The organism is Dermacoccus sp. GAS27A, assembly GCF_044909235.1.
Taxonomy (GTDB): domain Bacteria; phylum Actinomycetota; class Actinomycetes; order Actinomycetales; family Dermatophilaceae; genus Dermacoccus; species Dermacoccus nishinomiyaensis.
The window spans coordinates 185,128-206,096 of record NZ_JBIYDW010000004.1; the positions used below are offsets into that span (position 1 = coordinate 185,128).

The window sequence follows — 20,969 nt, forward strand, 5'->3', positions numbered from 1 at the left end:
CATGAGCGCCGACGCGACTAAGCTCGTCATCTCCAGCGGGAGGTGACGAGCTTCGTCGCGTTGGATGGGTGCTTCAGGCGCCGGGCCCGGCTGCCGCCTCGTCAAGCCACCAGATCGTACGTTCGCGTCCATGTACGCCGGAGGCCGGGTGAGCGGTTCGATCCGTCGAACTCGACGCTGCGCGCACCGCGTCTGCCTTGTCGGCCCCCGCGATCATGAGCCACACCTCGCGCGCCGCGTTGAGCGCGGGGAAGGTGAGGCTGATGCGCTGCGGCGGCGGCTTGGGGGAGTCGTTCAGCGCGACGACGCTCGTGTTGTCGACGCGTGTCGTCGCGTGCCCGGGAAACAGGGACGCCACGTGCGTGTCCGGACCCATCCCGAGCATGACGACGTCGAACTGTGCCGCCACCGTGGCCAGCTCGTCGCGGTAGCGCGCAACGGCCGCGTCGAGGTCGTCACCGTCCGGGCCGTCCGACGCTGCCATGGCGTGCACGTTCGCCGCGGGCACGCCGACGACGTCGATGAGCGCCACCCGAGCCTGCGTCTCGTTGCGCTCGGCGTCCCCCGTGGGCAGGAACCGTTCGTCGCCCCACCACAGGTGCACGTGCGCCCAGTCGATGTCGTCGAGGGAGGCGAGAGCTCGCGCACTCGCCTCACCCATCGACCCGCCCGTCAGGACGACGTGGGCGACGCCCCGGGAGGCCACCGCGTCGGCGATGACCTCCCGCAGGCGTTCGGCGATCGCGTCGGCCAGATCAGCCTTCGTCGCCGCCACGCGTCGTTCGACGTTCGCGGCGCTCACGCGTCGTCCTCGGCGGCGAGCTTCGGCAGGCCGCGCACGAGGGCGTCACGGTAGACCTCGTCCTTGTCGAGGCGCCGCAGCTCCTCGGCGAGGGATGCGACCGCGTCCGGGCGCTGCAGCGCCATCTGACGGTCCGGCTGGCCGGGCTGGCTCAGGATCGCCTGCTCACCGTGACGCGTCAGCAGGATCGGGCCGGAAGCACGCTCCAGCTCGACGCTGATGAGGCCCAGACCGGGTTCACCGAGTCGACGCTCGACCGGGCAGCCGAGTTCGACGCCGAGCCAACCGCCGAGCAGGTCGGTGGAGGCAGAGTCGCTCGCTCCGGTGACGATGACCTTCGTGACCGGCTCGTACGGCGGCACGTCGAGTGCCCCCGCGAGCAGGCCGCGCCAGCGCGTCGTCCGGGCCCACGCCATGTCCGTGTCGCCGGCGGTGTAGTGCATCGCGCGGCGCAGGATCTCGCTGCGCGGGTCGGCCGACAGCGACGCGTCCGTGATGCGACGCTGCGCCATCCGACCGATCGGGGTCTCACCGATGTTCTCGTCGGCCTTCATCGGCCACCACGCGACGACGGGGGAGTCGGCGAGCAGCAGCGGCGTCAGGGCCGACGCGCCGTGCTGCGCGAGGTCACCGTGCAGACGCAGCACGATGATCTCGGATGCACCGGCGTCGCCGCCGAGACGGATCTCGGCGTCGAGCCACGCGTCGGCGGCATCCGGGTCGGCGACGAGCGCGATGATGCGACTCGGGTGCAGACGCGTGGCCTCCGCCGCGACGTGCAGCGACTCCTCGACGTCCTCACCGCGGCAGACGGCGACGAGCGTCATGACACGCCCGATCGTCATCGAGCCGACCTCGTTGCGCAGTTGGACGAGCTTCTTGGAGATCTCCGTCGTCGACGTCTTGTCCAGGTTGACGATCACGGCATCCTCCAGTGGCGTCCGTCGCGGGCCATCATGTCGTCAGAGCTCTGCGGCCCCCACGTGCCCGACTCGTACTGATCGGGCTGCGCATCCATCGAGGCCCAGAAGTTCTCGATCGGGTCGAGGATCTTCCACGACAACTCGACCTCTTCGTGCCGCGGGAACAACGGCGGATCGCCGAGCAGCACGTCGAGGATGAGACGTTCGTACGCCTCCGGGCTCGAGTCGGTGAACGCCGAGCCGTAGCCGAAGTCCATCGTCACGTCGCGCACCTCGAAGCCGTTCGAGCCCGGAATCTTGGAACCGAACCGCATCGTGACGCCCTCGTCGGGCTGCACCCGGATGACGATGGCGTTGCGGCCGAGCTCCTCGGTCTGGTTCTCGTCGAACGGGGTCACCGCGTTCTTGAATACGACGGCGATCTCGGTGACGCGCTTGCCGAGTCGCTTGCCGGTGCGCAGGTAGAACGGCACACCCGCCCAACGCCGCGTGTTGATGCCGAGCTTGACGGCGGCGTACGTCTCGGTCTGCGAGTCGGGCTTGATGCCCTCCTCCTGCAGGAAGCCGGGCACCTTCTCCGCGCCCTGCCAGCCCTCGGCGTACTGCCCGCGAGCCGTCGAGGCCGCGAGATCCTGCGGCAGCTTCACCGCGGCGAGCACCTTCTCCTTCTCCGTGCGCAGATCCTTCGCGTCGAAGGTGAGCGGCTGCTCCATCGCCGTGATGGCGAGCAGCTGGAGCAGGTGGTTCTGGATGACGTCGCGCGCCGCCCCGATGCCGTCGTAATAGCCCGCGCGGCCACCGATGCCGATGTCCTCGGCCATGGTGATCTGCACGTGGTCGACGTGGTTGTTGTTCCAGATCGGCTCGAACATCTGGTTGGCGAAACGGAACGCCAGGATGTTCTGCACCGTCTCCTTGCCGAGGTAGTGATCGATCCGGAAGATCGAGTCGGGTGGGAAGACGCTCTCGACGATCGCGTTGAGCTCGCGCGCGCTCTCGAGGTCGTGCCCGAAGGGCTTCTCGATGACGACGCGGCGCCACGCGTCCGGCTTCGTCTCGCTCGGCTTCGTCAGGCCGGCCGTCTCGAGCTGCTCGCAGACCTGCGCGAACGATCCCGGGGGGATCGACAGGTAGAAGGCCGTGTTGCCCTCGGTGCCGCGGCTGTCCTCGAGTTCCTTGAGCGTCTTCGCCAGGTTCTCGAAGGCGGAGGCGTCGTCGAAGGTGCCCTGGACGAAACGGATGCCGTCGGCGAGGTTGGTCCAGACCTCCTCGTCGTAGCCCGTGCGCGCACGCTCCTTGACCGACTCCTTGACGATCTGCATGAAGTCCTGGTCCTCCCAGTCACGTCGGGCGAAGCCGACGAGGGAGAAACCGGGTGGCAGCAGACCGCGGTGGAACAGGTCGTAGATGGCCGGCATGAGCTTCTTGCGGGCGAGGTCACCCGTGACGCCGAAGAGCACGACGCTGCAGGGCCCGGCGATGCGGGGCAGGCGCTTGTCCTCCTTGGAACGCAGGGGGTTGTGGCCCTTGGAGATCTCAGTCGGCGGCGTCACCGAGCCTCGCCTCCGGACATCTTCGTCAGGGCCGCGACGACCTGCTTCAGGCCCGCGTCGTGGTCGGCGAGGTGCAGCCGCAGGACGGGCCGGCCGTGGTCGGCGAGGACGGAGGCGTCACCACCGGCCTGCGCATCGCAGAACTGCCCGAAGGTGAAGTCGCGCCCGGGCACGGCGAGATCCTCGCCGGGGACGGTCGTGATCTGCAGGTACACACCGTTCGCCGGGCCGCCCTTGTGGTACTGGCCGGTCGAGTGCAGGAAGCGCGGGCCCCACCCAAAGGTGACGGGTCGTTCCAGCGCACTCTCCAGCGGCGCGCGCGTCGCGGCCAGCTCGGTGTCGGCGAGACGGTCGAGGTAGGCCATGACGGCGAGGTAACCCGTCGGCGTCAGCTGTGCGACGAGCGCCTGGAGCGCCGCATCGAGCGTGTCGGCGCCCGCGAGGAAGTCGCGGCCCGCCGTGCGAACCTCAACGGCGCCGTCGACGAACGCAGGAGCATCAGCGGCGCCCATGCCCGCGTCGAGCAGTTCGCGCGCCGCGGCCTTCGCCGACTCGACGTCCGGCTGGTCGAACGGGTTGATGCCGATGAGGCGGCCGGCGACGGCCGTCGCGACCTCCCACAGCAGCATCTGCGCGCCCAGCGAACCCGAGACGGTCGTGACGGAGTCGCCCTCAGGGGTGCGCTCGTCGTCCTCGGCCGTGAGCAGGACCAGGTTCTCGTCCGCGGCGAGGCTCGAGGGCTCGTCACGCCCGACGACGACGGGCAGCAGGCCCTTGCCGTCCTTGCCCGTCGACTCGGCGATGAGCTGCTCGATCCAGTCACCGAAGCCCGGGATCTGCGTCCCGGCGTCGGCGAGGATCACCTTGTCGCGCAGGGGAGAGGTGCCCCCGAGCACGGCGCCCAGCTGTAGGCCCGGGTTGGCCCCGTCGTCCTCGGCGAGCAGGTCCGTGACGGACTCGGCCTCGTCGAGCAGGGCCTCGACGTCCGCGCCGGCGAGGCCGGAGGGGACGAGACCGAAGGCGGTGAGAGCCGAGTAGCGCCCGCCGACGTTCGGGTCGGCGTTGACGACGGTGAAGCCGCCGGCACGCGAGCTCTCGTCGAGCGGCGAACCCGGGTCGGTGACGATGACGATGCGCTCGGTCGGGTCGATGCCCGCGTCCTCGAACGCCTGCTCATACACGCGACGCTGGCTGTCGGTCTCGACCGTCGAGCCCGACTTCGACGAGACGACGACGAGGGTGTGCTCGAGGTCCTCGGCGAGGGCGGTGCGCACCATGTCGGGCTGGGAGGAGTCGAGCACGACGAGCGGAACACCCGCGGTCGCGCAGATGACCTCCGGCGCGAGCGACGAACCGCCCATGCCGCACAGGACGACGCGAGTCAGGCCCTGGGAGGTGAACTTCTCGCGCAGCGCGTCGATCTCACCGACGAGAGGACGGGATGAGCGGGCGAGGCCCACCCAGGACAGTCGTTTCGCGGCTTCGGACTCGGCGTCGGAACCCCACAGCGTGGGATCCTGCGCGAAGAGTCGGCTCGCGAACTTCTCGGCGACGAGCGCCGGGACGGCAGCGTCGATCGCTGCCGCCCCGGCACCCACGGTGCCGAGGCTGACACCGGAGGAGGTCACTTGTTCTCGCCTGCCTTCTCGAGTTCGGAACGGACGGAGCCGAGCAGCTCTTCCCAGGACTTCTCGAACTTGTCGAGGCCCTCGGTCTCGAGCTTGTCGACGACGTCGGCGTAGGAGACGCCGGCGTGCTCGAGGGCGTCCATCGTCGCCTTCGCCTCGTCGTAGGTGCCGGAGATGCGGTCGCCCTCGACCGTGCCGTGGTCGGCGAGCGCGGCGAGCGTCTTCGGCGGCATCGTGTTGACCGTGTTCGGCGCGGCGAGCTCGGTCACGTACAGCGTGTCCGGCAGGCTCGGGTCCTTGACGCCCGTCGAGGCCCACAGGGGACGCTGCACGTGCGCGCCGTCGTCGGCGAGGGTCTGCCAGCGCGGCGTCGAGAAGACCTCCTCGAACGCCTGGTAGGCGAGGCGCGCGTTGGCGATGCCGGCCTTCGACTTGAGGGCCTTCGCCTCGTCGGTGCCGACGGCGTCGAGACGCGCGTCGAACTCGGTGTCGACGCGGCTGACGAAGAAGGAGGCGACGGAGCGGATCTTCGACAGGTCCTTGCCGTTCTCACGGGCCTGTTCGAGGCCGGTGAGGAAGGCGTTCATGACGCCGCGGTAGCGGTCGAGGGAGAAGATCAGCGTGACGTTGACGCTGATGCCCTCGGCGAGCACGGCGCTGATCGCGGGCAGACCCTCGACCGTCGCCGGGATCTTGATCATGCAGTTCTCGCGCCCGATCGTCTCCCACAGCTGCTTCGCCATGGTGACGGTGCCCTCGGTGTCGCGCGCCATGCGCGGGTCGACCTCGATGGAGACGCGCCCGTCCTCACCGTTCGTCGCGTCGTAGACGGGGCGCAGGATGTCGCACGCGGCCATGACGTCCTTCGTCGTGATCGCGAAGACGGCCTCGTCGACGCCCTGGCCGGCTGCTGCCAGCTCGGCGACCTGCTCGTTGTAGGCGGAGCCGTCGGACAGGGCCGTCGCGAAGATCGTCGGGTTCGAGGTGACACCGACGACGTTGTTCGTCTCGACGAGCTTCGACAGCTCGTCACCGGTGACCATCGGACGGTTGAGGTCGTCGAGCCAGATGGAGACGCCCGCGTCGGACAGGGCCTGGGTGTTGGCGTTCTGAGTCATGGATGAATCACTTTCCTTCGACAGCTGCGATGGATGCTTCGGCGGCCTCGACGACCTTCGCGGGCGTGAAACCGAACTCGGTGAAAAGCGTCTTGGCGTCGGCCGAGGCGCCGAAGTGGTCGATGCCGACGACACGACCGTCCGTGCCGACGATGTCGTACCAGCTCATCGGGTGGCCTGCTTCCACGGCGACGCGCGCCTTGATGTTCTTCGGCAGCACGCTCTCCTTGTAGGAGTCGTCCTGTGCGTCGAACCACTCGCGGCACGGCATGGAGACCACACGGGTGGCAACACCCTTGGCCTCGAGTTCCTTCCGCGCCTCGACGGCGAGCGACAGCTCCGACCCCGTGGCGACGAGGATGATGTTCGGCTCGCCCTCGCTGTCGGCGAGAACGTAGCCGCCCTTGGTGGTGCCCTCGGCGGATGCGAACTCGGAGCGGTCGAGCGTCGGCAGCTCCTGACGGCTCAAGATGAGGCCGGTCGGGGCATCCGTCGTCTCGAGGATCTTCTTCCACGCCTGAGCCGTCTCGTTCGCGTCACCGGGGCGCACGACGTTGAGGTTCGGGATGGCGCGCAGCGCGCTCAGGTGCTCGATCGGCTGGTGCGTCGGGCCGTCCTCACCGACGCCGATCGAGTCGTGCGTCCACACGAACGTCGACGGGATCTGCTGGATGGCGGCGAGGCGCACCGCGGGGCGCATGTAGTCGGAGAACACGAGGAACGTGCCGCCGTAGGCGCGCGTCAGGCCCTCGAGCTCGATGCCGTTGAGGATCATGCCCATGGCGTTCTCGCGGATGCCGAAGTGCAGCGTACGGCCGTACGGGTTGCCCTTCCACGTGCTCGTCGAACGCTCTTCGGGAATGAACGACGGCTGGTTGTCCATCGTCGTGTTGTTCGATCCGGCGAGGTCGGCGCTACCGCCCCACAGCTCCGGCACGACGTCGGCGAGTGCGTTGAGCACCTTGCCGGACGCGGCGCGCGAGGCGATGCCCTTGGCGTCGGCCTCGAAGACCGGGAGGACCTCGTCGAAGTTCGCCGGCAGCTTCTTGGCCTGGACGCGCTCGAGCAGCTCCGCCGCCTCGGGGTTGGCCGACTTCCACGCGTCGAACTTCTTCGTCCACTCGGCGTGAGCGGCCTGTCCGCGCTGGATCGCCTTGCGGGTGTGCGCGATGACGGCGTCGTCGACCTCGAAGGTCTGCTCCGGGTCGAACCCGAGCAGCTCCTTCGTCGCCTTGATCTCGTCCTCACCGAGCGCGGAACCGTGGGCCTTGCCCGTGTTCTGCTTCGTCGGCGCGGGGTAGGCGATGATCGTGCGCAGGATGACGATGGACGGCTTGTCCGTGACCTTCTTGCCCTCTTCGATCGCCTCGAACAGCGCGTCGACGTCCTCGGTGTACTTGCCGCCGTCCTTCGCGGAGGCGCGCCAGTCGACGACGCGCACGTCCCAGCCGTACGACTCGTAGCGCTTGGCGACGTCCTCGGAGAAGGAGACGTTCGTGTCGTCCTCGATCGAGATGTAGTTCTCGTCATAGACGAGGGTCAGGTTGCCGAGCTGCTGGTGACCGGCCAGGGAGCTGGCCTCGGCCGTCACACCCTCCATGATGTCGCCGTCGGAGGCGATGACGTAGACGTGGTGGTCGAACGGCGACTCGCCGGCCGGCGTCTTCGGGTCGTACAGGCCCTTCTGACGGCGCTGCGCCATCGCCATGCCGACGGCGGAGGCGAGGCCCGATCCGAGCGGGCCCGTCGTGATGTCGACGCCCTTGGTGTGGTGCACCTCGGGGTGGCCGGGGGTCTTCGAACCCCACGTGCGAAGCGCCTTCAGGTCGTCGAGCTCGAGGCCCGAACCGGACAGGTAGAGCTGGACATACTGCGTGAGCGAGGAGTGACCGCAGGACAGGACGAAACGGTCGCGGCCGATCCACTCGGTGTCGGTGGGGTCGTACGTCATGAGGTTCTGGTAGATGAGGTAGGCGACGGGTGCCAGGCTCATCGCGGTGCCAGGGTGGCCGTTGCCGACCTTCTGGACAGCGTCGGCGGCCAGCAGGCGGGCCGTGTCGACGGCCCGGACGTCGATGTCGCTCCAGCCGGCCTTGTCAGCCTTCGGCAGGGCGAGTGCGTCGGAACGCTCGGGGGTGGACTGATCCGTGGTCACGGGTCTGGCTCCTTCGTGTCGGAATCGAACTCGAGGCGAGCCTAGTCCTCGTCGAGGTCGCGAGTCACCCTGAGTAGACTGGCCTGAGACGGACCCTCGTCCGCCTGCCCCGATCGCACCGATGAAGGACACCGTGACAGCGCTCGAACAGGACACGACCGTGCCGAACCGCGAGGCCACAGGCCCCGTCGGTGACCGCTCGCTCAAGGCGAAGATCGGCGACTACATCGCGCTGACGAAGCCGCGCATCATCGAGTTGCTGCTCGTCACGACGTTCCCGGTGATGTTTCTCGCCGAGCGCGGCGTACCGGAGGCATGGCTCATCGTCGCGACGCTGGTCGGCGGCACGCTGTCGGCGTCCTCGGCGAACGTGCTCAACTGCTACCTCGACCGCGACATCGACAAGCTCATGCACCGCACCGAGGGGCGACCGCTCGTCACGGGGGCGATCACGCCGCGGGCCGCGCTGATCTTCGGCCTCGTGCTCGGCGTCGCCGCGACACTGTGGCTGGGGCTGCTCGTCAACTGGCTGAGCGCATGGCTCTCGCTCGGCGCCATCGTGCTGTACGTGGGCTTCTACACGATTCTGCTGAAGCGCCGCACGTCGCAGAACATCGTGTGGGGCGGCGTCGCCGGATGCATGCCGGTGCTCATCGGCTGGTCCGCCGTCACGAACTCGGTGTCGTGGTCGGCGCTCGTGCTGTTCCTCGTCGTCTTCTTCTGGACGCCGCCGCACTATTGGCCGCTGTCGATGCGTTTCAAGGACGACTACGCGAACGCCGGCGTCCCCATGCTGCCCGTCATCGCCGAGGACGTGACCGTCGGCAAGCAGATCGTCGCCTACTCGTGGGTGACGGTGCTGACGTCGCTCGCGCTCATCCCGATCGCGCCCATGGGATGGATCTACGCCGTCATCGCCGTCGTCTCCGGCGCCGTGTTCCTGCTCGAGGCGCACATGCTGCTCAAGCGCGCGAAGGAGGGCGCCCCGTACTCGGTGCTCAAGCCGATGCGCCTGTTCCACTACTCGATCAGCTACCTGACGCTGCTGTTCATCGGCGTCGCCCTCGACCCGATCTGGTACTACGCGGTCATCCGCTGATCACACCGAGTCACCGAAACGCATCGACTCACTGACGAAGCGGGCCCCACCATCTGGTGAGGCCCGCTTCGTCGTCCGGTGGACACACTCGCGATTCATGTCCACCCCTGCGATTTTCGTCCACATTCGCGGCCACCTGGTCAGGTCCGACGATTGCCGCCGCCAGCGATGAGACGGGTCGTGGTGGAGGGGAAGTCGGCGGAGCAGGCGTCTCAGGGGCGCTCGCGCAGGGAGCAGAGGGCCCAGGTCATCCACGTGACGAGCAGGCACGCGCCGAGCATGTGGAACAGCACCGGCACCCACGGCACGCCCGTGAAGTACTGGACGTAGCCGAGCACGCCCTGCAGCAGAGTGATGACGAGCAGGCCGATCCAGGTGCGTCGCGTGGTGGCAGGGCTGCGCAGGACGAACAGCGAGAGCAGGACGGCGACGACGAGCCCGCAGAACAGCATGACGGTGTCGGCGTGCAGCCACGCGACGCTCCGCGCGTCCCACCCGGTGCGGGCGGGCTCGTCGGCATCGCCGCTGTGCGGACCGGAACCGGTCACCATCGTGCCGAGCACGAGAACGACGAACGCGAGAACGGCGGCGATCTTCGCGACGACGGCGATGGGCGTCGGCACGAGCGGTCGCTTCGGCCCGTCGCCCTCACGCCCACGCCACACGAGCCACGCGGACGCCGTGACGAGCAGCATCGACAGCATGAAGTGCAAGGCCACGATGAACGGGTTGAGATCCATGTGAACCGTGATGCCACCGACGACGGCCTGCAGCACGATGCCGAGGACGACGCACCCGGCGGGCAGGAGCAGGCGACGACGCGTGCGAGCCCAGAAGAAGATGCCCAGGCACAGCGCGATGGCGACGATACCGACGACGCCCGTCAGCGTCCGGTTGCCGAACTCGATGTACTTGTGCCAGGACTGTTCCTGCTCCGGCACCGGCGTGTACGAGCCGGGAACGCACTGCGGCCACGTCGGGCACCCGAGCCCCGAACCGGTGAGACGCACGAGCCCACCCGTCACGACGATGCCGATCTCGACGACCAGGTTGAGCCAGAACAGCCGCTTCAACCACGGGTTGACGGGACGAGATTCAGGAGGCGCGACGGGCGCGGCGCCAACGGCCGCGTCGGACGTCATCGGGGAGGAGTGAGTCACGACATCCAAGCGTAGTGGGCGCCCATCACAGATCGGACGCCCGGGCGCGCCTGGGGCGGGGGACCTTCGTCACCACCTGCCGGAGCCACGTGGGCGCTAGGCACAGGCTCGCTTGCCACGCAGCAGGGAAAATTTCAGTCGGACCAGCGGAACAACCGCGACGCGGCGAACGTCAGCACAGCACCCCAGATGACGAGCACGACGAGGGGGAGCGCCAGCGCTCCCGAGCCGGTGAGCGCCGAGCGCAGACCGTCGCCGAGCGCGCCGGTGGGCAGGAAGCGCGCGATCGGCTCCCACCACGATAGGTACTGCGTGGTCGCGAGCAGCAGGCCACCGCCGACGGCGAGCAGGACCCACAGCAGGTTTGCGACGACGAGGACACCCTCGGCGCGGATCCGGCCCGCGACGACGAGAGCGAGCGCGACGAACACCCAGCACCCGAGCAGCAGGAACACGATGGCGAGCGGCACGCCCACCCAGTGCGGGTGCCAGCCGAGCACGAGCCCGAGCCCGCCGAGGACGAGCGTCTGCACCGCGACGACACCGGCGACCGCCACCGCCTTGGCGACGAGCAAGCCGCGGCTGCCGAGGGGCGTCACACCGAGCAGGCGCAGGACGCCGTAGCGTCGGTCGAAGCCCGTCGCGATGGCCTGGCCGGTGAACGCCGTCGACACCACGGCGAGCGCGAGGACGCCCGGCGTCGCGAGGTCGATCCGGCGCCCCGGGCCGAGATCCGGCGTCGAGGCGAAGTGCAGTCCGAGCAGGGCAATCGCCGGGAGCAGCAAGGATACGAGCAGCTGCTCGCCGTTCGCGAGCAACGTGCGGCCCTCGAACGCCGCCTGGGCGCGCATCCGTCGGCCGGGCGCAACCGCCCGGGTCGTTGCGTCAGCAGCCATCGAGCGCTTGGAGGGCACCTCGGCCATCGATGTCGTCGAGGACGCCGACGTCGCCGGGGTCGAATCGGGGCGGGTCATCGCGCGGCCTCCGTCAGGTCGAAGTAGACGTCCTCGAGGTCACGCCCGTGGGTGACCGCATCCAGCGTGCCCTGCGCCACGCACGTTCCCGCGTTCATGATGACGACGTGGTCGGCGAGGCGTTCAGCCTCCTCGAACGAATGCGTCGTGACGACGACGCTCGCGCCGCGGTCGCGTTCGTCGCTGATGATCGCCCACACCTCGCGGCGGGCGTGCGGGTCGAGGCCGGCGGTGGGTTCGTCGAGGAACAGCAGGTCGGGCTGCCCCACCATCGCCGCCGCGAGTGCGACCCGCTGGCGCTGGCCGCCCGACAGGCGTCGCACGCTCGTGCGGTTGAACGACGGGATCTCCAGGCGCGCGGCGAGCTCGTCGACGTCGCGGGGGGCGCGGTAGAACGACGCGAGGTGACGCAGCAGCGCCATCGGCTTGGTTCCCATCGGCAGCCCGCCGTCCTGCAGCATGACACCGACGCGCGCGCGATGATCGGCATCGGCGTTCCACGGTTCGACCCCGAGCACCTGGATGCTGCCCGAATCGGGGCGCCGCAGCCCCTCGGCCATCTCGATGACGCTCGTCTTGCCCGCGCCGTTGCGGCCGAGAACGGCCGTGACTCGACCGGCGGGAGCGCTCCACGACAGCCCGCGCAGGGCGGGGTTGCCGGAGTAGGCGTGCGTGACGTCGCGGATGTCGACGGCAGCCGTCGCGGCGCCGTCGTCGGGGCTTGCGGGCAGTTTCGGCACCCGTGAAGTCTACGCGCGACCCGGCGCCGGGCCCGGGCGCGTCGACTCCCGCGTCGAGGTGAGGTGAACCTCAGTTTCACTCTCCGAGGGAATTACGCAACATTGGTGTTGTTAATTTAGGTGTGAGCCGTTCACGCGAAGGAGGTCGACCATGAACACGCCCACGAACGTGAGCACGCAGCAGGCGGCCTCGAACGCAACGGCACCGGCCACCTCGACCCGCGAACGCGTCCGTACGGCCGTCTCCGAGCACGGCCCCGTGACGGCGGCCGAGCTGGGGCAGCGGTTGAACCTCACGCCCGCGGCCATGCGCCGTCATCTCGACGCTCTGCTCGCTGACGGCCTCATCGCCGAACGCGAGGCCCCGACGACAGGTGCACGCCGGCGCGGTCGCCCTGCGCGCGCCTACGTCCTCACCGAAGCCGGCCACGGCGCGATGCCCGACGGCTACGACGCTCTCGCCTCGCAGGTCATCGAGCACCTCATCGAGCTCGGGGGAGAGCAGGCACTCGTTGCCGTCGCGCAGGAACGCGCCCGCGAGTTGGCCCACAGCGTCCGTCCCGCCGTCGAGGCCGCCGGTGACGACCCCGACGCCCGCGCCGACGCCCTCGCACGTGCCCTGTCCCGTCAGGGCTTTGCCGCCTCGACGCGTCCCGTCGCGGAGGGAACCCCGCTCGCCGGCGTACAGCTGTGCCAGGGGCACTGCCCGGTGCAGCACGTCGCGGCGAGCCACCCCGAGTTCTGCGAGGCCGAGCGTGCCGCGTTCTCCGAGGTCCTGGGCGTGCACGTGCAGCGCCTGGCCTCCCTCGCGCACGGTGACCACGTCTGCACGACGTTCATCCCGACGCCCGCCGTGCCACGAGTGCAGGACGCCGGCCCGCCAGGACCGCACGCCGCGCCCGGCGTAAGCCGCCACCTCGACACCCCAGACCAGACCGACGCCCACCAGAAGAAGGAGCAGCGATGAGCACCATCGAAGAGCTCAACCCGGGTCTTGCCGACCTCGGCCGCTACGAGTACGGATGGGCGGACACCGACACCGCCGGCGCATCCGCGAAGCGTGGCCTCAACCCCGACATCGTCGCGGACATCTCGGACCGCAAGAACGAGCCGGAGTGGATGAAGAAGCTGCGCATGAAGTCGCTCGGCCTCTTCGAGAAGAAGCCGATGCCGAACTGGGGCAGCGACCTCACGGGCATCGACTTCCAGAACATCAAGTACTTCGTGAAGTCGACGGAGAAGCAGGCCACGACGTGGGACGAGCTTCCCGAGGACATCAAGAACACGTACGACAAGCTCGGCATCCCGGAGGCTGAGAAGCAGCGCCTCATCGCGGGCGTCGCCGCGCAGTACGAGTCTGAGGTCGTATACCACCAGATCCGTGAGGACCTGGAGGAGAAGGGCGTCATCTTCGTCGACACCGACACGGGCCTGCGTGAGCACGAGGAACTCTTCCGCGAGTACTTCGGCACCGTCATCCCCGCCGGTGACAACAAGTTCGCCGCGCTCAACACGGCCGTGTGGTCGGGTGGCTCGTTCATCTACGTGCCGAAGGGTGTCCACGTCGACATCCCGCTGCAGGCCTACTTCCGCATCAACACGGAGAACATGGGCCAGTTCGAGCGCACGCTCATCATCGCCGACGAGGGCTCGTACGTTCACTACGTCGAGGGCTGCACCGCGCCGATCTACAAGACCGACTCGCTTCACTCGGCCGTCGTCGAGATCGTCGTGAAGAAGAACGCACGCGTGCGCTACACGACGATCCAGAACTGGTCGAACAACGTCTACAACCTCGTCACGAAGCGCGCCACCTGCGAGGAGGGCGCGACGATGGAGTGGATCGACGGCAACATCGGTTCCAAGGTGACGATGAAGTACCCGGCCGTCTTCCTCATGGGCGAGCACGCGCGCGGCGAGACGCTGTCGATCGCGTTCGCCGGCGAGGGCCAGCACCAGGACGCCGGCGCCAAGATGGTGCACGCCGCCCCGAACACGAGCTCGACGATCGTGTCGAAGTCCGTAGCCCGTGGCGGTGGCCGTACGTCGTACCGCGGTCTCGTGCAGGTGCTCGAGGGCGCCGAACACTCGAAGAGCTCCGTCGTCTGCGACGCGCTGCTCGTCGACCAGATCTCCCGCTCCGACACCTACCCCTACGTCGACGTCCGTGAGGACGACGTGCAGATGGGCCACGAGGCGACCGTCTCGAAGGTGTCCGAGGACCAGCTGTTCTACCTGCGCAGCCGCGGCCTGTCCGAGGAAGAAGCGATGGCGATGATCGTCCGCGGCTTCGTCGAGCCGATCGCCCGCGAGCTGCCGATGGAATACGCGCTCGAACTCAACCGTCTCATCGAACTCCAGATGGAAGGAGCCGTCGGCTGATGACCGCCGAGATCTCTGAACTGGGCAAGACCTCCCAGGCCACCCTCGCAGGCCAGCACACCGACGGCGGGTTCGTGCCCGACCAGTCTCGCGCCGAGCGCAAGAAGTCGTTCGACGTCGCCGACTTCGGCGTGCCGAGCGGGCGCGAGGAGGAGTGGCGCTTCACCCCCGTCGACCGCCTCTCGCCGCTGCTGGCCGAGAAGGTCACGGACGACGACGCGCTCACCGTCACGATCGAGGGTGAGGGTTTCGAGACCGGCACGCTCGCGATCGGCGAGGCCCCGCGCGGCACGGTCCTGACGCCGGGCGACCGCGCGTCGGTGCTCGCGCACGCGCTGACGCAGGACGCGAGCCACCTCGTCATCCCCGCCGAGGCGGAGCTGACGCAGCCGGCGCGCCTGACGATCCACGGTGAGGGCGCCGACAAGCGCGCCAACGGCCATGTCGTCATCGAGGCCAAGCACCACTCGAAGGCTCTCGTCATCCTCGATCACACCGGCTCCGCGCAGGTGACGGCCAACGTCGAGATCATCACCGAGGACGGCGCCGACCTCACGCTCGTCTCCGTCCAACGCTGGGACGACGACGCGCTGCACCTCGCCGATCACACGGCCCTCGTCGGTCGTGACGCGTCCTACCGCCACATCGCGGTGACGCTCGGTGGCGCCATCGTCCGCATGAACTCGAACGTCCGCTACGCGGGCCCCGGCGGCGAGGCGACGCTGCTCGGCGTCTACTTCTCCGACGCCGGTCAGCACCTCGAGCACCGCTCGTTCGTCGACCACAACGCGCCGCGCTGCACCTCCCTCGTCACGTACAAGGGCGCACTGCAGGGCGAGACGGCCCGTACCGTCTGGGTCGGTGACGTGCTGATCCGCGCCGAGGCCGAGGGCATCGAGACGTACGAGCTCAACCGCAACCTCGTCCTGACGGACGGCGCCCGTGCCGACTCCGTGCCGAACCTCGAGATCGAGACCGGCGAGATCGAGGGCGCCGGCCACGCGAGCTCGACGGGCCGTTTCGACGACGAGCAGCTGTTCTACCTGCAAGCACGCGGCATCCCCGAGGCCGAGGCGCGTCGTCTCGTCGTGCGTGGCTTCTTCGCGGACATCATCAACAAGATCGGTGTCCCCGAGGTCGTCGACCCGCTCATGGAGGCCATCGAGGCCGAGCTCGCAGCGACGCAGGAGATCGTCGAGGAGCAGGCATGAGTGAGAACGTCGAGTGGGTCAACCTTGCGAGCGTCGAGGAGATCCCGCAGCCCGGCGCGATCAAGGTCGACGTCGACGACCTCATCATCTGCCTCGCGAAGGACTCGAACGGCGTCATCCACGCGCTCGACGACACGTGCACGCACGCGGCCGTCTCCCTGTCCGAGGGTGAGGTCGACGACGACGGCATCGAGTGCTGGTTGCACGGCTCGAAGTTCAACTATGAGACGGGCAAGCCGATGAGCCTTCCCGCGATGCAGCCCGTCAACGTCTACCCGACGAAGATCGACGGCTCGGCCGTGTTCGTCGGCATCCCCGCCTGAGCCTGGCGCCGGCGCACCCACCAACTTTTCGAACGAAGGACGAAACACCATGTCTACGCTTGAGATTCGCGACCTCCACGTCACCGTCGAGACGGAGAACGGGACGAAGGAGATCCTCAAGGGCGTCAACCTGACGATCAACTCGGGGGAGACGCACGCCATCATGGGCCCGAACGGATCCGGCAAGTCGACCCTCGCGTACTCGATCGCGGGTCACCCGAAGTACACGATCACCTCGGGCACCGTGACGCTCGACGGCGAGGACGTTCTCGCGATGGACGTCGACGAGCGCGCCCGCGCCGGCGTCTTCCTCGCGATGCAGTACCCCGTCGAGGTTCCCGGCGTCACCGTCTCCAACTTCCTGCGCACCGCGAAGACGGCCGTCGACGGCGAGGCGCCGAAGCTGCGCACGTGGGTCAAGGACGTCAAGGACGCCATGGGCAACCTCAAGATGGATCCGGCGTTCGCCGACCGCAACGTCAACGAGGGCTTCTCCGGTGGCGAGAAGAAGCGCCACGAGATCCTCCAGATGGAGCTGCTCAAGCCGAAGATGGCGATCCTCGACGAGACCGACTCCGGCCTCGACGTCGACGCGCTGCGCATCGTCTCCGAAGGCGTGAACCGCGCCAAGGCGGAGACGAACTGTGGCGTCCTGCTCATCACGCACTACACGCGCATCCTGCGCTACATCAAGCCCGACCACGTGCACGTGTTCGTGAACGGCCGCGTCGCCGAGGAGGGTGGCCCCGAGCTGGCCGACCGTCTCGAGGCCGAGGGCTACGACCGGTACGTCAACGCGGCGGTCGGCAGCGAGGTCAAGGCCTGATCATGACTGATGTTTCGTTCGACGCGGCGCGCGTGCGAGAGGATTTTCCCGTGCTCGCGCGCCGCGTCCGCGACGGCAAGCCGCTCGTCTACCTCGACTCCGGCGCGACGTCGCAGAGCCCCGAAGCCGTCATCACGGCCGAGGGTGATTTCTACCGGACGGTGAACGCCGCGGTGCACCGCGGTGCGCACCAGTTGTCGGAGGCGGCGACGGATGCCTACGAGGCGGCTCGTGCCACGATCTCCGGCTTCATCGGTGGTGAGGCCGACGAGATCGTGTTCACGAAGAACGCGACGGAGGCGCTCAACCTCGTCGCGTACGCCTTCAGCAACGCAGGTTTCGACGGCGCGCTCGACGGCGTCGACCCGGAGCTGGCCGAGCGGCTGCGCATCGGCCCGGGTGACGAGATCGTCATCACGCCGATGGAGCATCACGCCAACCTCGTGCCGTGGCAGGAGCTCGCGCGCCGCACGGGCGCCACGCTGCGCTGGTGCGAGATCACCGACGACGGCCGCATCGACCTCGACTCGATGCGGGCGACCGTCGGCGAGAAGACGAAGATCGTCGCGTTCTCGCACGTGTCGAACGTGCTCGGCACGATCAACCCCGTCGACGAGATCAGCGCGATCGCCCGTGAGGTCGGTGCGTGGGTCGTGCTCGACGCGTGCCAGTCGGTGCCGCACATGCCGGTTGACGTGCGCGAGCTCGACGTTGACTTCCTCGCCTTCTCCGGCCACAAGATGCTCGGCCCCACCGGCATCGGCGTGCTGTGGGCGAAGAACACGACGCTCAACGCCATGCCGCCGTTCCTCACCGGCGGTTCGATGATCGAGATCGTCCGCCTCGAAGGCTCGACATACGCGCCCGCACCGCAGCGCTTCGAGGCGGGCACGCCGAATGCGGCACAGGCCATCGGTCTCGCCGCAGCGTGCGACTACCTCGACGCGCTCGGGATGGCGAACGTCTTCGCGCACGAGCAGGATCTCATCACCTACGCGCTCGAGGGCTTCGAGGCCCGGCCGTGGACCACCGTCCTCGGCCCCCTCGATGCCGCTTCCCGCACGGGCGCCGTCGCGTTCACCGTCGACGAGGTGCACCCGCACGACGTCGGCCAGATCGTCGACGACGCCGGGGTCGCCATCCGCACCGGCCACCACTGCGCGTGGCCGCTGCACCGGCGTCTCAAGGCCGTCGCGAGCAGCCGCATCAGCTTCAACGTGTACTCGACCCGCGAGGAGATCGACGCGTTCTTCGCGGCGCTCGATCGCGTGCCGAGCATCTTCGGACTGGAGGTCTGAGATGGATCTGTACCAGGAACTCATCCTCGATCACTCCAAGCACCCGCAGCACGCGGGGCTGCGCGAGCCGTTCGGGGCAGAGAGCCACCACGTCAACACCTCGTGCGGCGACGAGATCACTCTGCGCGTCGACGTCGAGGGCGAGGGTGACGACGCCGTCATCAGGGACGTCAGCTACGACTCGATCGGTTGCTCGATCTCGGTCGCGTCCGCGTCGATGCTCGCCGACAACCTCGTCGGGCACACGCTGCGCGACGCGCAGGAGGTCTTCGGCGCGACGCGCAGCATGCTGACGAGCAAGGGCAAGGACGCCGGCGACGAAGAGGTCATCGGTGACGCGATCGCGCTCGCCGGGGTCTCGCAGTACCCGGCGCGCGTCAAGTGCGCGCTGCTGTCGTGGTCGGCCCTGCAGGATTCGCTCGGCAAGCTCGGCCTCGACCTCGCCGGGAGCGCCGCGAACAGCACGAACAGCGACACCACCGCCAGCAGCGACAAGGAGATCACGGCATGAGCGAGACAACCACCCCGCCCGTCGAGTCGGACGTCGAGGACGTCAAGGAGGCCCTGCGCGACGTCGTCGACCCCGAGCTCGGCATCAACGTCGTCGACCTCGGCCTCGTCTACGGCATCACCGTCGACGACTCCAAGCACGCCGTCATCGACATGACCCTGACGTCCGCGGCGTGCCCGCTGACCGACGTCATCGAGGAGCAGGTCGCGACGGCGCTCATGGACGTCGTCGCCGGCCACTCCCTCAACTGGGTCTGGATGCCGCCGTGGGGCCCGGACAAGATCACCGACGACGGCCGCGAGCAGCTGCGCGCCCTCGGATTCAACGTCTGAGCCACCGCTACCGTACGACGAAGCCCGCCACCTCGATGGAGGTGGCGGGCTTCGTCGCGCTGTGCGGCGTACGTCAGGATCGAACAGATCAGACGCGGCCGAAGCGGTAGGAGGAACCGGCGCGCGCGAGCTGCACACGAGAGCCGGGTCGCGGTGCGTGCCAGACCATGCCGTTGCCGGCGTAGACGGCCGCGTGGTAGGCGTAGCCACCGGAGGTGAGGAACGCAAGGTCACCCGGGCGAGCCGAAGCGCGCGAGACGCGGTACGAGGCACGGTACTGCTGGTTGGCCGTGCGGGGGATCGAGCGACCGACCTGGCGGTAGCTCCAGCTCGTCAGACCCGAGCAGTCGAAGCGCCACGGGCCGGCCGCACCGTAGACGTAGGGGGCGCCGCGTCGGGACGAGGCGCTGGAGACGACGCGGCGCGCGCTCGCGGAGGTGACGGAGGCGCTGGCGGACGAGGCGGTACCGACCGAGACCGCGCCCAGCGCGGAGGTGGCGAGGGCGGTGCCGACGGCGACCTTGGACGTGTTGCCCAGGAACGAGCGGCGGGACATGTTCTTCATATCGGATCTCTCCAGGAGCGCTTACGAGGCATGACCTGTCGGGTTCGAGATCCTAGATTCTCGGCCGGCCTGAGCCGGCTTCACCCCAAGAGCCACCAAGGTGGCTCGGATGCTGGGTGCACCGCTCCCGTCGCTCCGCGCAATGCGGTGATACCTGGCCTTCGTGACGGGACTCAGCGACGAAGCAGGGCCGCACCGACGTCGGTGCGGCCCTGCAAGATTACCGTCGGCTCACGGTCGGAACAAATTGAGCGTGCAATCACTTTTCGTCAATTTTCCGACCCGTCCGAGCGTTTTCACGACCTCACTCGACGCTGTCGACGTTGAACGTGTCACACGAGTTGAGGTCGCCCTTCTCGTAGCCGGTCATGAACCACTTCTGCCGAGCCTCCGACGAACCGTGCGTCCAGCTCTCCGGCGTGACGCGACCCTGGGCCTTCTGCTGGATGCGGTCGTCACCGACGGCCGACGCCGCGGACAGCGCTGACTTGATGTCGTCGTCGGTGACCGGCTTGAGCAGCGTGTTGCCGTTCTTGTCCTTCGACTCCGTCGCGTGGGCGACCCAGATGCCGGCGTAGCAGTCGGCCTGCAGTTCGGTACGCACCGAACCCGATTCGGCACCCTTCGGATCCTGCTGTGCGCGGCCGAGCGCACCGAGCAGGTCCTGCACGTGGTGGCCGTACTCGTGGGCCACGACGTACTCCTTCGCCAGGGCGCCGCCATCGGCACCGTACTTGTTCGTCAGTTCTTGGAAGAAGGCGGCGTCGATGTAGACCTTGCGGTCGGTCGGGCAGTAGAACGGGCCCATCTGCGAGCTGGCCGTACCGCAGCCCGAGGACGTCTGCCCGCTGAAGATCACGGTCGGGACGTTCTCGTACTGCGTCCGGCCGTTCGTGAACTTCGGCAGCGCGCTGCCCCAGTAGTCCTGCACCGCGTTGACGGTGCCGACGATGCGGCAGGTGTCGTCACGGTTGGCGTCCGCACCCGTCTTGCACTGCTCGATCGCCTGCGCGACGGAGTCATTCGAACCCGACACGTCCTGCGTGTCCTGGGCATAGCCGTTGAGGCCTGAGCCGTACGAACTGCCCGATGAGCCGGTGCTGCCGCCGCCCGAACTGTCCGGCCCGCCGGTGAGGTTTCCGCCGAAAAGAGCGAAGATGAGCATGAGGATGAGACCGCCGATGCCGCCGACGACCGGGCCCCCGCCCATGCCACCGCCTCCGCCACCGAAGCCACCTGAGCCGCCCGAGGTCACCTGCGAGGTGTCGAGCTGCGCGTTGTCGTTGAACGTCAAGAGAGCCTCCGTCTGTCGAGGCGGACGCTGCGTCCGCCTCCCACCATCTCTCGTAGAATACGTGGGTTGGCTTCC

20 protein-coding genes and 1 riboswitch are annotated in these 20,969 nt (G+C 68.4%); of the genes, 9 read left to right on the plus strand and 11 right to left on the minus strand.

Features of this window, described 5'->3' with window-relative positions; all coding sequences use genetic code 11:
- Nucleotides 1-73: 73 nt before the first annotated feature.
- The 6 genes from pgl to tkt are packed head-to-tail and all read right to left on the minus strand — an operon-like array spanning nucleotide 74 to nucleotide 8,179.
- Complete coding sequence (gene pgl / locus ABH936_RS05935) at nucleotides 74-802, minus strand: 6-phosphogluconolactonase (protein ID WP_165583567.1); 729 nt, start codon at nucleotides 800-802, stop codon at nucleotides 74-76.
- A complete protein-coding gene (locus ABH936_RS05940; RefSeq protein WP_165583568.1) occupies nucleotides 799-1,725 on the minus strand; it encodes a glucose-6-phosphate dehydrogenase assembly protein OpcA in 927 nt (308 codons plus the stop codon). The genes pgl and ABH936_RS05940 overlap by 4 nt, the downstream gene beginning before the upstream one ends.
- Entirely contained in the window at nucleotides 1,722-3,278 is a 1,557-nt protein-coding gene (gene zwf / locus ABH936_RS05945) for a glucose-6-phosphate dehydrogenase (RefSeq protein WP_115296203.1), read from the minus strand. Before zwf ends, ABH936_RS05940 begins: the two co-directional genes overlap by 4 nt.
- The gene (locus tag ABH936_RS05950) at nucleotides 3,275-4,906 is read right to left on the minus strand and encodes a glucose-6-phosphate isomerase (RefSeq protein ID WP_404602829.1); all 1,632 of its coding nucleotides are present in this window, start codon (nucleotides 4,904-4,906) and stop codon (nucleotides 3,275-3,277) included. The genes zwf and ABH936_RS05950 overlap by 4 nt, the downstream gene beginning before the upstream one ends.
- Nucleotides 4,903-6,024, minus strand: a complete 1,122-nt coding sequence (gene tal, locus ABH936_RS05955; protein ID WP_074039352.1) for a transaldolase — start codon at nucleotides 6,022-6,024, stop codon at nucleotides 4,903-4,905. The genes ABH936_RS05950 and tal overlap by 4 nt, the downstream gene beginning before the upstream one ends.
- 7 nt (nucleotides 6,025-6,031) lie before the next feature.
- Nucleotides 6,032-8,179 carry a transketolase gene (gene tkt / locus ABH936_RS05960; protein WP_074045297.1) on the minus strand — a complete coding sequence of 716 codons (2,148 nt, stop codon included), beginning with the start codon at nucleotides 8,177-8,179 and terminating at the stop codon, nucleotides 6,032-6,034.
- Nucleotides 8,180-8,300: 121 nt separating this feature from the next.
- Between tkt and ABH936_RS05965 the strand changes: the two genes are divergently transcribed.
- Nucleotides 8,301-9,278 carry a heme o synthase gene (locus tag ABH936_RS05965; protein WP_074045298.1) on the plus strand — a complete coding sequence of 326 codons (978 nt, stop codon included), beginning with the start codon at nucleotides 8,301-8,303 and terminating at the stop codon, nucleotides 9,276-9,278.
- A 212-nt stretch (nucleotides 9,279-9,490) separates the two neighbouring features.
- Here the strand turns inward: ABH936_RS05965 and ABH936_RS05970 are convergent, their stop codons facing one another.
- From ABH936_RS05970 to ABH936_RS05980, 3 genes are all read right to left on the minus strand, one after another.
- Nucleotides 9,491-10,438: a heme A synthase gene (locus ABH936_RS05970; protein ID WP_239302984.1), complete on the minus strand. Its 948-nt coding sequence runs from the start codon at nucleotides 10,436-10,438 to the stop codon at nucleotides 9,491-9,493.
- Between the two features lie 134 nt (nucleotides 10,439-10,572).
- The gene (locus ABH936_RS05975) at nucleotides 10,573-11,412 is read right to left on the minus strand and encodes an ABC transporter permease (protein ID WP_165583573.1); all 840 of its coding nucleotides are present in this window, start codon (nucleotides 11,410-11,412) and stop codon (nucleotides 10,573-10,575) included.
- A complete protein-coding gene (locus tag ABH936_RS05980) occupies nucleotides 11,409-12,152 on the minus strand; it encodes an ABC transporter ATP-binding protein (RefSeq protein ID WP_165583574.1) in 744 nt (247 codons plus the stop codon). Before ABH936_RS05980 ends, ABH936_RS05975 begins: the two co-directional genes overlap by 4 nt.
- Before the next feature lie 151 nt (nucleotides 12,153-12,303).
- Between ABH936_RS05980 and ABH936_RS05985 the strand changes: the two genes are divergently transcribed.
- Genes ABH936_RS05985 through ABH936_RS06020 form a run of 8 tightly spaced genes read left to right on the plus strand, consistent with a single transcriptional unit; the run spans nucleotide 12,304 to nucleotide 19,035 of the window.
- Nucleotides 12,304-13,119 (plus strand): helix-turn-helix transcriptional regulator, encoded by an 816-nt coding sequence (locus ABH936_RS05985; RefSeq protein ID WP_404602830.1) that lies wholly within the window; start codon nucleotides 12,304-12,306, stop codon nucleotides 13,117-13,119.
- On the plus strand, nucleotides 13,116-14,534 hold the full coding sequence (sufB, locus tag ABH936_RS05990; protein WP_006945377.1) for a Fe-S cluster assembly protein SufB: 1,419 nt from the start codon (nucleotides 13,116-13,118) through the stop codon (nucleotides 14,532-14,534). The genes ABH936_RS05985 and sufB overlap by 4 nt, the downstream gene beginning before the upstream one ends.
- On the plus strand, nucleotides 14,534-15,745 hold the full coding sequence (sufD, locus tag ABH936_RS05995) for a Fe-S cluster assembly protein SufD (protein ID WP_239302981.1): 1,212 nt from the start codon (nucleotides 14,534-14,536) through the stop codon (nucleotides 15,743-15,745). The genes sufB and sufD overlap by 1 nt, the downstream gene beginning before the upstream one ends.
- The gene (locus ABH936_RS06000) at nucleotides 15,742-16,068 is read left to right on the plus strand and encodes a non-heme iron oxygenase ferredoxin subunit (RefSeq protein ID WP_038568280.1); all 327 of its coding nucleotides are present in this window, start codon (nucleotides 15,742-15,744) and stop codon (nucleotides 16,066-16,068) included. The genes sufD and ABH936_RS06000 overlap by 4 nt, the downstream gene beginning before the upstream one ends.
- Nucleotides 16,069-16,117: 49 nt before the next feature.
- Nucleotides 16,118-16,894, plus strand: a complete 777-nt coding sequence (sufC, locus tag ABH936_RS06005; protein WP_038568278.1) for a Fe-S cluster assembly ATPase SufC — start codon at nucleotides 16,118-16,120, stop codon at nucleotides 16,892-16,894.
- A gap of 2 nt (nucleotides 16,895-16,896) precedes the next feature.
- Entirely contained in the window at nucleotides 16,897-18,192 is a 1,296-nt protein-coding gene (locus tag ABH936_RS06010) for an aminotransferase class V-fold PLP-dependent enzyme (protein WP_404602831.1), read from the plus strand.
- A 1-nt stretch (nucleotide 18,193) separates the two neighbouring features.
- Nucleotides 18,194-18,703, plus strand: a complete 510-nt coding sequence (sufU, locus tag ABH936_RS06015; protein WP_115296209.1) for a Fe-S cluster assembly sulfur transfer protein SufU — start codon at nucleotides 18,194-18,196, stop codon at nucleotides 18,701-18,703.
- Complete coding sequence (locus tag ABH936_RS06020) at nucleotides 18,700-19,035, plus strand: metal-sulfur cluster assembly factor (RefSeq protein ID WP_006945372.1); 336 nt, start codon at nucleotides 18,700-18,702, stop codon at nucleotides 19,033-19,035. The genes sufU and ABH936_RS06020 overlap by 4 nt, the downstream gene beginning before the upstream one ends.
- An 88-nt stretch (nucleotides 19,036-19,123) precedes the next feature.
- On the opposite strand, the gene ABH936_RS06025 is transcribed toward ABH936_RS06020, so the two are convergent.
- Together ABH936_RS06025 and ABH936_RS06030 are read right to left on the minus strand one after the other, a co-directional pair.
- On the minus strand, nucleotides 19,124-19,600 hold the full coding sequence (locus tag ABH936_RS06025; protein WP_083603764.1) for a C40 family peptidase: 477 nt from the start codon (nucleotides 19,598-19,600) through the stop codon (nucleotides 19,124-19,126).
- Between the two features lie 3 nt (nucleotides 19,601-19,603).
- Nucleotides 19,604-19,789: riboswitch (cyclic di-AMP (ydaO/yuaA leader) on the minus strand.
- 115 nt (nucleotides 19,790-19,904) lie between these two features.
- Nucleotides 19,905-20,894 carry a neutral zinc metallopeptidase gene (locus ABH936_RS06030; protein ID WP_136788385.1) on the minus strand — a complete coding sequence of 330 codons (990 nt, stop codon included), beginning with the start codon at nucleotides 20,892-20,894 and terminating at the stop codon, nucleotides 19,905-19,907.
- Between the last annotated feature and the right edge of the window lie 75 nt (nucleotides 20,895-20,969).

Excerpts from the sequence above, each read along its gene's own strand:
- sufB (WP_006945377.1), top strand. The coding sequence starts at position 13,116 with ATGAGCACCATCGAAGAGCTCAACCCGGGTCTTGCCGACCTCGGCCGC.
- ABH936_RS06000 (WP_038568280.1), top strand. The coding sequence starts at position 15,742 with ATGAGTGAGAACGTCGAGTGGGTCAACCTTGCGAGCGTCGAGGAGATC.
- ABH936_RS06020 (WP_006945372.1), top strand. The coding sequence starts at position 18,700 with ATGAGCGAGACAACCACCCCGCCCGTCGAGTCGGACGTCGAGGACGTC.
- ABH936_RS05975 (WP_165583573.1), bottom strand. The coding sequence starts at position 11,412 with ATGACCCGCCCCGATTCGACCCCGGCGACGTCGGCGTCCTCGACGACA.
- tal (WP_074039352.1), bottom strand. The coding sequence starts at position 6,024 with ATGACTCAGAACGCCAACACCCAGGCCCTGTCCGACGCGGGCGTCTCC.
- ABH936_RS05965 (WP_074045298.1), top strand. The coding sequence starts at position 8,301 with ATGAAGGACACCGTGACAGCGCTCGAACAGGACACGACCGTGCCGAAC.
- ABH936_RS05985 (WP_404602830.1), top strand. The coding sequence starts at position 12,304 with ATGAACACGCCCACGAACGTGAGCACGCAGCAGGCGGCCTCGAACGCA.
- sufU (WP_115296209.1), top strand. The coding sequence starts at position 18,194 with ATGGATCTGTACCAGGAACTCATCCTCGATCACTCCAAGCACCCGCAG.
- sufD (WP_239302981.1), top strand. The coding sequence starts at position 14,534 with ATGACCGCCGAGATCTCTGAACTGGGCAAGACCTCCCAGGCCACCCTC.
- ABH936_RS06010 (WP_404602831.1), top strand. The coding sequence starts at position 16,897 with ATGACTGATGTTTCGTTCGACGCGGCGCGCGTGCGAGAGGATTTTCCC.
- sufC (WP_038568278.1), top strand. The coding sequence starts at position 16,118 with ATGTCTACGCTTGAGATTCGCGACCTCCACGTCACCGTCGAGACGGAG.
- ABH936_RS06025 (WP_083603764.1), bottom strand. The coding sequence starts at position 19,600 with ATGAAGAACATGTCCCGCCGCTCGTTCCTGGGCAACACGTCCAAGGTC.